General features: G+C 59.7%; 9 protein-coding genes. 1 reads left to right on the forward strand and 8 read right to left on the reverse strand.

The window, feature by feature from the left end; genetic code table 11:
- Nucleotides 1-19 precede the first annotated feature (19 nt).
- The 7 genes from P5706_RS03685 to P5706_RS03715 all read right to left on the reverse strand — a co-directional run bounded on the left by P5706_RS03685 (nucleotide 20) and on the right by P5706_RS03715 (nucleotide 7,495).
- Entirely contained in the window at nucleotides 20-1,915 is a 1,896-nt protein-coding gene (locus P5706_RS03685) for a TonB-dependent receptor domain-containing protein (RefSeq protein WP_285678578.1), read from the reverse strand.
- Nucleotides 1,916-2,051: 136 nt separating this feature from the next.
- Nucleotides 2,052-3,950: a 1-deoxy-D-xylulose-5-phosphate synthase gene (dxs, locus tag P5706_RS03690; RefSeq protein WP_200432074.1), complete on the reverse strand. Its 1,899-nt coding sequence runs from the start codon at nucleotides 3,948-3,950 to the stop codon at nucleotides 2,052-2,054.
- A 110-nt stretch (nucleotides 3,951-4,060) separates the two neighbouring features.
- Nucleotides 4,061-4,948 carry a (2E,6E)-farnesyl diphosphate synthase gene (gene ispA / locus P5706_RS03695; protein WP_285678579.1) on the reverse strand — a complete coding sequence of 296 codons (888 nt, stop codon included), beginning with the start codon at nucleotides 4,946-4,948 and terminating at the stop codon, nucleotides 4,061-4,063.
- Nucleotides 4,945-5,187, reverse strand: coding sequence for an exodeoxyribonuclease VII small subunit (locus P5706_RS03700; RefSeq protein ID WP_003176346.1), 243 nt, complete (start codon nucleotides 5,185-5,187; stop codon nucleotides 4,945-4,947). The genes ispA and P5706_RS03700 overlap by 4 nt, the downstream gene beginning before the upstream one ends.
- A gap of 76 nt (nucleotides 5,188-5,263) precedes the next feature.
- Entirely contained in the window at nucleotides 5,264-6,403 is a 1,140-nt protein-coding gene (locus tag P5706_RS03705) for a Fic family protein (protein WP_285678580.1), read from the reverse strand.
- A 137-nt stretch (nucleotides 6,404-6,540) separates the two neighbouring features.
- Nucleotides 6,541-6,912 (reverse strand): MerR family transcriptional regulator, encoded by a 372-nt coding sequence (locus P5706_RS03710; protein WP_200432077.1) that lies wholly within the window; start codon nucleotides 6,910-6,912, stop codon nucleotides 6,541-6,543.
- Nucleotides 6,851-7,495, reverse strand: coding sequence for an NAD(P)H-dependent oxidoreductase (locus P5706_RS03715; RefSeq protein ID WP_200432078.1), 645 nt, complete (start codon nucleotides 7,493-7,495; stop codon nucleotides 6,851-6,853). The genes P5706_RS03710 and P5706_RS03715 overlap by 62 nt, the downstream gene beginning before the upstream one ends.
- Before the next feature lie 207 nt (nucleotides 7,496-7,702).
- Here P5706_RS03715 and P5706_RS03720 point away from each other — a divergent pair, with 207 nt between their 5' ends.
- Nucleotides 7,703-8,734 (forward strand): PDDEXK nuclease domain-containing protein, encoded by a 1,032-nt coding sequence (locus P5706_RS03720; protein ID WP_285678581.1) that lies wholly within the window; start codon nucleotides 7,703-7,705, stop codon nucleotides 8,732-8,734.
- Nucleotides 8,735-8,793: 59 nt separating this feature from the next.
- Here the strand turns inward: P5706_RS03720 and P5706_RS03725 are convergent, their stop codons facing one another.
- Complete coding sequence (locus P5706_RS03725) at nucleotides 8,794-11,964, reverse strand: type III effector HrpK domain-containing protein (RefSeq protein ID WP_285678582.1); 3,171 nt, start codon at nucleotides 11,962-11,964, stop codon at nucleotides 8,794-8,796.
- Nucleotides 11,965-12,122: the final 158 nt, after the last annotated feature.

Consider the following 12,122-nt stretch of genomic DNA (forward strand, 5'->3'; position numbering starts at 1 on the left):
TTGATAGTGCGCGCTGGCGTTACAGTTCCGGTGTCCAGGTCACTCCAAACAACAGCGCCCGGCCTTCTTCCCGGTAGCCGTATTGCTGGCCTTGATACTGATACAACGCCCGGCTGTAGTCTTTGTTCAGCAGGTTATCGACCTTCATGTTCAGCGAGACTTCACGGTTCACCGCCCAACTGGCGCGTAGCCCCAGCAAAGCGTAACCGCCCAACCGTTGCTGATTGTTCGGGTCATCGTAGCTGCTGCTCACCGCTTGCCAACTGGCGCCGACGCCAAACTGATCGAATTGGCGATCCAGATCCAGGCTCACCGTGCGTCTGGCGCGGCGGGCCAATGTGTGGCCGGTGTCGCGGTCGCGTGGGTCAATCATCGCCAGCCCAAGGCTGCCCTGCCAACCGAACAGTTCTTGTTTGAGCGCGGCTTCAAAACCATTGATGCGGGCCGAACTGACGTTTTGCGGGCCGTCGCTGCCGAACACGATGGCGTCCTGGATATCGGTGCGGTACAGCGAGGCTTCCAGGCGGCTGGTCTCGCTAAGCTGGCTGCGCCATTGCAGTTCATAGCTTTTGGAGGTTTCGGGCTTCAGGTTCGGGTTGGCGTTTTTAAAGCCGTATTCGTCCGGGTAGTAAAGGTCGTTGAACGTCGGTGCGCGGAAGCCTTCGCTGTAACTGAACAACAGATCGTTATCCGGGTTCACTGGCAGGGTCAGGGTGCCGCTCCAGCTGTTGTGACCGCCGAATTGTTGGTTCTGGTCGCGGCGCAGGCCCAACTCGGTGGAAAAATACTGCGCTTCAAAGCGGTGCTGGATAAATGCGGCACGGTTCCAGCGGCTGTCTTCGGCGAGCACGGTGCTGCTGTTGACTCGGTCTTCGTACCAGTCGCCACCCAGGATCAGGCTGTTCTGATCATTGAGGGTCAAATCGTTCTGCCAGGTCAGCGAGTCGCGGTAGGTGTTGAACACGCTGCGGTCGTCGCTGAGTTTATCCAGGGTTTTTTCGCGGTTTTCACTGTGACCCAGCTCCAGGCGAGACTTCCACACATCGTTGATGCGCGCGTCGACATAACTGCTGACGCTGCTGACGGTGAAGTCTGTATAGGGTTGTTGCTGGAAGCTCTGGTAGGTGAGCGAATCATAGCGGCCAAAAGGGTTGTCGAATTCGCTTTTGCCACGGTTATCCAACAGGTTCACGCCAGCGTCGATGTCATCGGTGAAGGCATGGCTCAGGCTCAAACTGATGGCTTGGTTGCGATAAGCATCGTGGTCGCCATCGCTCGGGTACGACGTGTGCGTGCGGTTGATCCCTGCCGTGTCATCCAGGCTGGCGCCGAGGCTGAAGCGGGTTTGCTGGTCGCCGCCGGACAGTCCCAGGCTGCGTTCCCACGTCTGATTGCTGCCAAAGCCCACGTGCAGGCGAGGTTGCAGGCCAGAGTCGGTGTTGCGTCGGGTGAAGATCTGAATCACCCCGCCAACCGCATCGCTGCCGTAGATCGCCGAGCGCGAGCCGCGCAGCACTTCTACGCGTTCGATCTGGTCGATGTTGAGGTATTGCAGGTTGCTGGTGCCGGTGGTGGAACTGCTGATGCGCTGGCCATCCACCAGCACCAGGCTCTGGGCGGTAGAGGTGCCACGCACATACACGTTGGTCACGCTGCCACGGCCGCCGCTCTGTGCCACTTGCACGCCAGGTACACGGCTGAGCAAGTCGCTCACGCTGGTGGGTTGCAAACGGTCGATGTCATCGCGGGTGAACACGCTGTTGGCGGCGCTGCTGTCGTTACGCGCCTGCACCTGGCGGTTGGCGCTGATCACCACGTTGGGGAGTTTGAGGGCGTCGTCGCGCTCGAAGCTGTCGGCCAGCACGTCAGTGGCGGGCAGCAGCAGCAGGGGCAGGGCAAAGCGAAAGCGATTCATGGGCTGTCCATAGCATTGAGCAGCAATACAAAACCAATGTGGGAGCTGGCTTGCCTGCGATAGCACCACCTCGGTTTTTCAGTAAGACCGAGGTGGTGCTATCGCAGGCAAGCCAGCTCCCACATGTTATTGGCGTTTACAGGTTGAGCAGCGCCATGCGCGTGCGCACCGAAGCCTCGATCCCGGCCTCGTCCAAGCCACATTCGGCCAGCATCTGCGCCGGTTTGGCGTGTTCCACATACACATCCGGCAAGCCCAGGTGCAGTACCGACTTGAGGATGTTCTCTCGCGCCAGGAACTCACTGACTGCCGCACCGGCACCACCCATGATGGCGTTTTCTTCGACGGTCACCAGCAGTTCATGGCTGGCGGCGATTTCACGCACCAGGGCCTCATCCAGCGGTTTGACGAAGCGCATGTCGACTACGGTAGCGTCGATTTTCTCAGCGACCTTCAGGGCCTCGGCCAACTGCACGCCAAACACCATAAACGCGGTTTTGCTGCCCTGGCGACGTACGATGCCTTTGCCAATCTCGATCGGCTCCAGGTCTTTCTCGATCAGCGCATTCGGGCCGTTGCCGCGCGGGTAGCGCACGGCAGCCGGGCCGTTATACAGGTGGCCGGTGCTGAGCATCTTGCGCAGCTCGTTTTCGTCGCTCGGGGTCATCACCAGCATGCCGGGGATGCAGCGCAGGTAGGACAAATCGAAGCTGCCGGCGTGAGTCGGGCCGTCTTCGCCGACCAAACCTGCGCGGTCGATGGCGAACAACACGTCGAGGTTCTGCACCGCCACATCGTGAACAAGTTGGTCATAGCCGCGTTGCAGGAAGGTGGAGTAGATCGCCACCACCGGCTTGGCGCCTTCACAGGCCATGCCGGCGGCGAAGGTCACTGCGTGTTGCTCGGCAATTGCCACATCGAAGTAGCGCAGCGGGAAACGCTCGCTGAACGCCACCAGGTCGGAGCCTTCCTTCATCGCCGGGGTGATGCCCACCAGGCGCGGGTCAGCGGCGGCCATGTCGCACAGCCATTCGCCAAACACGCCGGAATACTTCGGCCCGCTGGCTTTTTTTGGCGCAGCGGCGGGCGCATCCACAGGTTCGAGCTTGGTGATGGCGTGGTAACCAATCGGGTCGACTTCCGCCGGAGCGAAGCCTTTGCCTTTTTTGGTGACGATATGCAGGAACTGCGGGCCTTTGAGGTCACGCATGTTGCGCAGCGTGGCGATCAGGGTCGGCAGGTCATGGCCGTCGATCGGGCCGATGTAATTCCAGCCCAGCTCTTCGAACAGGGTGCCGGGCACCAGCATGCCCTTGGCATATTCTTCGGTACGCCGGGCAATTTCCCACGCGCCGGGCAGGCGCGAGAGCACCTTCTTGCTGCCTTCGCGCATGCTGGCGTAGGTGCGGCTCGAAAGAATTTTTGCCAGGTAATTGGACAGGCCACCCACATTGCGCGAAATCGACATGTCGTTGTCGTTGAGGATCACCAACATGTTGGCGTCCACTTCCGGCGCGTGGTTCAGTGCTTCAAAGGCCATGCCGGCGGTCAGCGCGCCATCACCAATCACCGCAATCGCCTTGCGATCGCTGCCTTGCAGGCGGGCGGCAATCGCCATGCCCAGCGCGGCACTGATGGAGGTGCTGGAGTGGCCGACGCCAAAGGTGTCGTACTCGCTCTCGGAGCGGCGCGGGAAGGCGGCCAGGCCGTCCTTCTGGCGCAGGCTGCCCATGCGCTCGCGGCGGCCCGTGAGGATTTTATGCGGATACGCCTGATGGCCCACGTCCCACACCAGCCGATCGTCCGGGGTGTCGAACACGTAGTGCAAGGCGATGGTCAGCTCGATGACGCCCAGCCCGGCACCGAAATGCCCACCGGTCTGGCCGACCGTGTAGAGCAATTCCAGGCGCAACTCATCGGCCAGGGTTTCCAGCTCGGCTTCACCCAGTCGACGCAGGCCGACCGGCGTGACAGCACGGTCGAGCAGGGGCGTGGACGGGCGCTTGCGGGGAATCTCTTGAAACGTCGTGGGCATCAGGCGAATCGTTATAGGTATAGAAGAGGCGGCAGTTTACCTCAAGCGGTGCAAACTGCCCACGCAGGGCGCCGAACTTGGCCGATATGCGGCGCGAAAGGCCGCGGTTATCAGTGGCGGCGTTCGACGATATACCGCGCCAGGTCGCGCAGTGGCTCGGCCGCCGCGTCGAAAGGTCGCAGGGCGTCCAGGGCCTGGTCGCGCAGTTCCAGGGCGTAAGCCTTGGCGGCTTCAAGACCCAGCAACGCCGGATAAGTCGGTTTGTCTCGGGCGATATCCGCGCCTTGGCGTTTGCCCAGGGTGGCAGTGTCACTTTCCACGTCGAGAATGTCGTCCTGCACCTGAAACGCCAGGCCGATGGCCCGGGAGTAAGTCTGCAGGGCCGCCAATTGCGCAGCTTCGGCGCGGCCACTGGCCAGGGCGCCCAAGTGTACGGCGGCTTCGATCAGCGCGCCGGTCTTGTGACGGTGCATATGTTCGAGGGCTTTCTGGTCCAGCTTGAGGCTGACCGAGCCCATGTCGATCGCCTGCCCGCCGACCATACCGGCCGGGCCCGCGGCCAAGGCCAGGGCCGTAACCATGCGCAGGCTGATCTCGGCATTCACGCTGTTCAGGCGCGGGTCCAGCAAGGCGCTGAACGCCAGGCTCTGCAAGCCGTCACCGGCGAGGATCGCGTAGGCTTCGTCAAAGGCTTTGTGGGTGGTGGGCTGGCCGCGACGCAGATCGTCATCGTCCATGGCCGGCAGATCGTCATGCACCAGCGAATAGGCATGAATCAGCTCAACCGCACACGCTGCGCCATTGGCCTGCTCGGCCGGCGCGCCCAGCGCTTCACAGGCCGCATACGCCAGCAACGGGCGCACACGCTTGCCGCCATTCATCACGCTGTAGCGCATGGCTTCATACAAGCGCTGCATTTGCGGGCTTGGCGCCACGAACAAGGGTTCGAGCGCCGCGTTGACCCGGGCTTGGCTGCTGGCCTGATACGCATCGATCATTCGGGCTGTTCCGCATCGAAGGGTTCTTCGGCCAACTCCCCGTCGCGCTCCAGCAACACCTGCACCTTCTGCTCTGCCTGCGCCAACGCGCTCTGGCAGTCGCGAGTCAGGCCGATGCCTTGCTCAAACGCCGTCAACGAGTCTTCCAGCGACAACTCGCCGTTCTCCAGACGCTCAACCAGAGTTTGCAGGTCGGCGAGGGATTGTTCGAAATCGAGTGCAACTTTTTTGCGGGCCATGGCGGCTAATCCGGTAGACGGTAAACCGGCGCGACACTAGCAGACATGGGGATTCTGGGCAAATGAGCGGGGTGGTTCAGTTGCCCGTTTCAGGGATTTGATAGCGCGTACTGCGGCCTGCGCCGGGCAATCGTACCAGGCAGCCTTTTTCCAGCAGATAAGCCAGATGCCGCGTCGCCGTTGCCTTGGACACCTTCGCTACGGCCTGGTATTGCGCGGCACTAATGCCCTTTTCAAAACCTTTGTCACCACCGTCGAGCAAGCGGTTGAGTACCTTGACCTGTTCAACGGAAAAAGATAGGTCATGGTGCTGTTGCCAGAACCGTGTCTTGTCCAGTACCCGATCAATCCGCGCCATGGCTTGCTGCAGGCTGCGCAGCAGGGTTTTGAGGAACCATTGCAACCAGTCGGTGATGTCCAGCGTGGCTTTTTGGCTGGTCTCTAACGCGTGGTAGTACCCAGCGCGGTCCTCAAGAATGCTGGCCGACAGGGCATAAAAGCGAATGGCCTGGTGCTCGCCCTGGGCCAGCGCCAAGTCAGTAATTGCTCGGGTCAGGCGGCCATTACCGTCATCGAATGGGTGCAGCGTCACGAACCAGAAGTGCGCAACGCCTGCGCGTACCAGTGGGTCCAGTTCAGGCTGATCGCGGCTGGACTCAAACCATTCGAGGAAATCATCCACTGCCTGCTCCAGGCCCTGGCGTGGTGGGGCTTCGAAGTGCACGGTCGGCCGATCAAGTCGCCCTGACACCACCTGCATGGGCTCATCGCCCCTCAACCCCCCGATATTGAGCATGCGTGCAGTGATGCCGGCATCCGGCTCAGGGAAAAGCCATTGATGCCAATTCAATAAGCGAGCGAGGGTGAACGGCTGGGCGAATTGCGCGGTAGCATCCATCATCAATTCGGCAAGCCCTTCGCTGCGGCGGCTGACTTGGCCATCCGCCTTGGCCTCCAGGCCCAAGCGTCGTGCCAATGAGGAGCGCACAGAGCCAACATTCAGGTGCTCGCCCTCGATGGCCGAGGACGTCAGGATATTTTGCAGCAGTGCATCCAGTTCATTCTGCGCGCTCGTCGCTTGGCTGACGGAGCCGAGCATGCCTAGCAACTTGCCTTGGGCCTGCCCGCACTCACGCAAAAGGGCCGCAAGGTGCCCAGGCTGCCAGTGGAAGTGTGGCCAGTCGGCGTGTTGCCAGATCCAGTTCGGTTGGTCCATGGACGTGTGCCTGGGTGTGTGAGCCGAATAAGAAGGTTATTCGGCTCATGGGGTGAGCCGATTGTGCATTTTATTCGGCTCTTCGTCCACTTGCTCTGACTACCCATGGCCGGTTGGCGACGAGCTTGGTCGGCTGTTCATCGCAATGCTCTGCCTTGCAGGGTTTCGGTGCATTGAGTCATTGCCTCCAGTTCAAGCAACCCCGCTTGCATCTTTTGCAGCTCCGCGATTTGCGCAGTGAGTTCGTGCTGTTTGATGGCGATGGCCTGGGTCGCGCGCTCCCAAAGCCGAGCATCGTCTTGGCTGCCGTGCAAAATCCCCTGCAACTCCTTGAGCTTGAACCCCAGCTGTTGCGCGCATTTGATCAGCGTCAGCAACTCGACATTCTGCGCCGAGTAAACCCGATAACGTCCCGCGCGCTGTGGCGCTGGCAACAGGCCAATCGCTTCATAATGACGAATCGCCTTGATGGTCGTGCCCGACAACTGCGCGGCTTTGCCGATGTACATGAAAACTCCTTTTTTCCAATAGTGCGCCGACCTGTTTCAGCCACTTGTCGCGCTGCGTTGCGGTTGATCCCAGTACAGGTCCGAACATCAGCGTCTTGGTCGGCTTGATGCCGCAAAAATCCAGGGTAGTGCTGCGCAACTGATGAATGCCCGGCATGCGATAGACCCAGCGGTAATACCACGCTGGCGTGTCCAGGGTCACCAATAAATGGGCGGTGCGGCCCTGCAGCAGCTTATCCGGGAATGCCTTGCCCTTGCGGTATTTGAAGGCAAAACCGGGTAGGAAAATACGGTCGATAAAGCCTTTCATCAATGCCGGGATGCCGCCCCACCAGATCGGGAAAACCCACGCCAGATGAGTCGCCCAGAGAATATCGGCTTGGGCGCTGAGCAAATCGGGTTCCAAGGCTTGGGGCTGGGTGTAGCCGTTATGCAGGACCGGGTCGAAAGCCAGTTCGCCTAGCCGTAGGACGCGGACCTCGTGGCCGGCGATTGTAGCCGCGTGGATGTAGGTATCAGCGACGGCTGAGCAGAAACTGGTGCTGGAGGGGTGGCCGAGAATGAGCAGGATGCGCTGAATCATGGTGCCGAAACCTGAAAGTGGGCCTTTCAGGGTAGGGTGTGCTGTATAGGGGAGAGTCAAGGCACGGCCCAGCAATGCGTCGATTTGCAAAGGCCAGCAGGACGTTTCTGTGATCTGTGCAAGGCCCTTCCTGAAGCGCTCACGGCCCCTTGTGACGGTAAAAACCACTGACTAGCCTGTGCCTCTCCAGTCAAGAGTGAAACGGGCATGAGCGAAACCTCCATCGGCTTGATCACGCCTCCTGTGGGCTACAGCGACTGGTTGAGCGACCTTAAACTGCGCATCCATACGGCCCAGCAGCGAGCAGCGCTGGCGGTGAACCGCGAACTGGTGCTGCTTTACTGGCAGATCGGCCACGATATTCTGACCCGCCAGGCCGCGCAGGGTTGGGGCAGCAAGGTGGTTGATCGCCTTGCCCAAGATTTGCGCGCGGCCTTCCCCAAGATGAAGGGCTTTTCGCCGCGCAACCTCAAATATATGCGCGCGTTTGCCGAGGCGTGGCCGGACGCAGAGTTTGTGCAAGGGGTGCTTGCACAATTGCCTTGGTATCACCAACTGGCCCTTCTGGACAAACTGCCCGGCCCCGAAACGCGCCGTTGGTATGTCGCCCAGGCAATTGAACACAACTGGTCACGTAACACCCTCGTGATGCAAATCGAGCATCGCCTGCTGGAGCGCAGTGGCAAGGCCGTGAGCAATTTTGAAGACCATTTGCCCAAGCCCCAATCCGACCTGGCGCGCGAATCGCTCAAGGATCCTTATCGCTTCGATTTCCTCAGCCTGGCTTTGGATGCGCAGGAGCGCGATATAGAAAACGCGTTAATCAAGCACGTCACCGACTTCCTGCTTGAGCTGGGCGCCGGCTTCGCCTTTGTCGGGCAGCAGGTGTTGCTGGATGTTGGCGGTGATGAGTTTTTCGTCGACCTGTTGTTCTATCACCTGAAGCTGCGCTGCTACGTAGTCATCGAACTCAAGACAGGCAAATTCAAGCCTGAACACCTCGGCAAGTTGAGTTTTTACCTGTCGGCAGTGGATGCCCAGCTTAAACACCCGCAGGACGGGCCCACCATTGGCCTATTGTTGTGCAAGAGCAAAAATGAAGTGGTGGCTGAATACGCATTGCGCGACAACAACCGGCCGATCGGCGTGGCGGAGTATCAGTTGGTGGAGTCTTTACCGGCAGAGCTACAAACCAGTTTGCCAAGCATTGAGCAGATTGAGCGGGAGCTGGCGGGTTAGGTGCGTTTAACCGTTACAGCCTGCCGTTCAGGCAGGCTGCAAACGTTGAACGGATAAAATCAGGCCCTTTCCTGCTTGCCCGCATCCATGTCCGTGCTGCCCCAAGGCCGCCAGTCATCGGTATGCCGTTCACTGCCATGGGGTCCGCTGGTGCTGGTGCCGCCGGCCAGGAATTTTTCCCACAAGTTCTTGCTGTCGGGGTCGCTGTCCTTGTGCAGGTAGGGCGCCAGCCGCGTCAGGGAGCTGCCTTTTTTATCTTCGGTTTCCTTGAAGTGTTTCCATTCGTCCGACTGGTACTCGAACATCGATTTGTCGTCTGGCGTGTCGCGACCGCCGTACATATAGCTGGCATAACGCGCGTATTCGAGCTTGTCGCCCCAGTCGTCCTTGGTCACGCCGGCAGCGGCGAGGTCTTTGAAGAACTTGCCTTGGGAGTCGGTGAGCTTTTGCATTTTGGCATGCTCGACCGCCTCGGCGATCAAGGTGCCTGCCACCCCGAAGATCACACCGGCCACGGCGAAAACCGGGCCCGCAATACGGGCGCCGATGGCGAGCCCGCGTACCACGGTGGCGGCAACATCACCGGCCAATTTGCCGGCCAGGTGCGCGCCTTTTGGGGCGAACATCGCGATGGTATTGGCAATGGCCATACCGGTACCGGATGCACCCCCGCCCAGGGTGAAGGCCGCGTCGGTTTTTTCCAGTGCAGTCTTGGCGTTTTTGAGTTTGCGTGCGCCGGAAACGATATCCATCACGCCGCCGGTCAAATCCAGGCCGGCGCCGCCCATAAAGCGCAGGAATGAGCGCCCGGAGGCGATCGCAATCTCGGATTTTGACGCCGGGCTACCTTTGCCGGGAATGTCCTTGACGCCCATGTGTTCGCCAAGGGATTTGGCCGCGTTGTCGTACTCCTTGACCTCATCGGCCGACAGGTTGCCCACGTCGAGTTTCTTCAGGGTCTCGGAAGACTCCTTAACCTGGGTGCTGATGGAGGCAGCCAGTGCGTCGGATTTTTCGGTGGATTTCTTGCCCCAGATATCCGGCAGGTTCTCGTCGATCAGCCCCAGCCATTCAGTGGCTTTGATTTTTGCCGGGCCTTTGCCGTCTTTATCCACGTCAGGTTCATAGGGTTTAGTGCCTCCCAGGGTTTCCACAATGTTCGAACCGAACTTGAGGAAGTCGTTGGTAAAGCTCAAACCGGCGACCAAGTCTTTGGCGGCGGCAATTTTCTGGTCGTCGGTCATGTTGCCGCCGCCATTGGCGAGCTGCAGGGCGCCGCTGACCAGGTTCATGGTGCCCGCCATGGCACTCAGCCCGCCGGTGGAACTGGCGGTGTGCAACACCGTCTTCAGGGAGCCGGCGGCCGCCTCGCGATTGGCGCCCAAGCCCTTCAATTGGGTGTCGACCACCTTGTCGATGGCTTTCGGGTCGCCGCTGGCGGCAGCGAGACGTATCGCCGCAGCGATCTGTTTGTTTTCGGCCGGCGTCAGCCCTTTGATATGGCCGTCGAGGATGTCGATCTCATCCTTCATCTTTTTGTACATGTCGTAAGCTTTGTCGCCCTTGTCCAGGCCACCGAGGGCGGCGTTGATACCGCCCTTGATCATCGTGAACGAGGCTTTCAACCCACTTTCGGCATTTTCCGGTGAAACCTTGTCGGGGTTCTCCATGTAGGTGTTGAGCTGGTGCGTCATCATGTTCTGGTCGAAAGTCTGACGACGTGCGGTGTAGCTGTCCGGCTCAAGGATGCGCAGCGATTCGAAATAACGGTCCACATCGAGTTCGGCCGTTTCCGACTTTTTCGGATCGCCGGAGTCATTCATGGCGATTACATACTCTTCAAAGTTCAAGTTGGCATCACGCGTGCCGTCTTTGAAGAGTGCCGGGAACACTTGCTCGCGAACTTCATTCAAGCGATCTTCCGACAAACTGCCGACACTTTTCTTAAGTTCTGAATCGTAACGGTCTTTAATGCCTTCTTTGCCCATGAGTGTGGAGATTTCTTTGGCGAGTTTGTCCTCGTCGACCATCTCCTTGACGTCCTTGCCGTTCAACTTAGTCGGAGTCTTATCCGTTTCGCGGTAAGTGCCGCTGCCCAGGTTGATACTCTCGGCGTAGCCGTACAGGTCATAGCCACTGTCGAGTGCGGCCTGGGCGTCCATCAGCTTGACGATCTTGGCTTCATCCGAGTCCTCGGTCAGCTTGCCGCTCTTGATGTCATCGCGGATGCCCTGCACAAAGTTCTCGGCCGTCTGGCCGCCCACGGTTTTGTCGTTGGGCAGCTCCATGTCCATCAGCCCTTCGGCGCCGAAGGTGGGGATGTTGTATTTGTCGCGCAGGGCCTGCACGTCCTGTGGCTCATCGGGTGGCGCGGCCTTGTCGGTGTGCGTCGCGTCCTTGACGTGCATCAGGTCGCCCTTGAGGCTTGAGTAGCCGTACTTGCCGAAATCCTGCAAGCGGCCGGCCTCGGTGCCGTGCCGGGCTTCTTTGTCTTTGGTGAAGCCATCAATGCTGTCGTTGTCTTTGTTACGCGCGTCATAACCGGTCAGCAACTTGCCGTTTTCATCGATGCTCACTACATGTTCCAACACCTGGGTGGCGCGGTACGCGGCGTCGGCGTCGTTCTCGAAATCGCCCACTTGCTTCTTGAGGTTGTCCTTCACATCGCTCTGGTTGCCGAGGTTTTTCAGCAGGGGCGTGGCGTCGATAATCTCCTTCGCCGAACGCGTGTCACCGTCGGGGCGTTTCTGTTTGTCGCCCAGGTCCGACTTGACCACTTCGCCGCGCAGGCTCGAATACCCATACTTGCCAAAGTCCTGCAAACGGCCCGCCTCGGTGCCATGCCGGGCTTCGCCGTCCTTGGTGAAACCGTCGATGCTGTGGTTGCCGACCTCCTTGCCATCGGTGAGCTTGCCGTCTTCGTCGATGTATTCCACGTGCTCCAGCACCTTGGACGCGCGATAGGCGGCATCTGCGTCTTTCTCAAAATCACCGACCTGCTTTTTAAGGTTGTCCTTCACCCCGCTTTGATTGCCCAGTTGGGCGAGCAGGGGCGTGTCATCGATGATTTGCTGGGCCGAGCGGGTGTCACCGTCGGGGCGCTTCTGGCCTTTGCCCAACTCGTCTTTGGGCGCGGCGGCGGCTTTTTTTACGGACTTTTCCCAGGCAGCGACAGAGCTTTTGTTAGTGACCGCGGCGTCCTTTGGGGTCGTTTCTACTTTGGCTACCATGGTTATTCTCCTGATGTAAGTGTGGCCCCGCCGACTATTAAAGCGCGCAGGGGCGTACAACTTCCTGGTTAACTACCCGAGGCTGTTTATTTGATAACAAGAGGGCGGACTTAGTTGGGTGGCCGCTGTGCATGAATGCTGTGAACTGTAACGTTACG

This window comes from Pseudomonas sp. ChxA (genome assembly GCF_030263855.1).
Lineage (GTDB): Bacteria > Pseudomonadota > Gammaproteobacteria > Pseudomonadales > Pseudomonadaceae > Aquipseudomonas > Aquipseudomonas fluorescens_CB.

Excerpts from the sequence above, each read along its gene's own strand:
- P5706_RS03685 (WP_285678578.1), bottom strand. The coding sequence starts at position 1,915 with ATGAATCGCTTTCGCTTTGCCCTGCCCCTGCTGCTGCTGCCCGCCACT.
- dxs (WP_200432074.1), bottom strand. The coding sequence starts at position 3,950 with ATGCCCACGACGTTTCAAGAGATTCCCCGCAAGCGCCCGTCCACGCCC.
- ispA (WP_285678579.1), bottom strand. The coding sequence starts at position 4,948 with ATGATCGATGCGTATCAGGCCAGCAGCCAAGCCCGGGTCAACGCGGCG.
- P5706_RS03700 (WP_003176346.1), bottom strand. The coding sequence starts at position 5,187 with ATGGCCCGCAAAAAAGTTGCACTCGATTTCGAACAATCCCTCGCCGAC.
- P5706_RS03705 (WP_285678580.1), bottom strand. The coding sequence starts at position 6,403 with ATGGACCAACCGAACTGGATCTGGCAACACGCCGACTGGCCACACTTC.
- P5706_RS03710 (WP_200432077.1), bottom strand. The coding sequence starts at position 6,912 with ATGTACATCGGCAAAGCCGCGCAGTTGTCGGGCACGACCATCAAGGCG.
- P5706_RS03715 (WP_200432078.1), bottom strand. The coding sequence starts at position 7,495 with ATGATTCAGCGCATCCTGCTCATTCTCGGCCACCCCTCCAGCACCAGT.
- P5706_RS03720 (WP_285678581.1), top strand. The coding sequence starts at position 7,703 with ATGAGCGAAACCTCCATCGGCTTGATCACGCCTCCTGTGGGCTACAGC.
- P5706_RS03725 (WP_285678582.1), bottom strand. The coding sequence starts at position 11,964 with ATGGTAGCCAAAGTAGAAACGACCCCAAAGGACGCCGCGGTCACTAAC.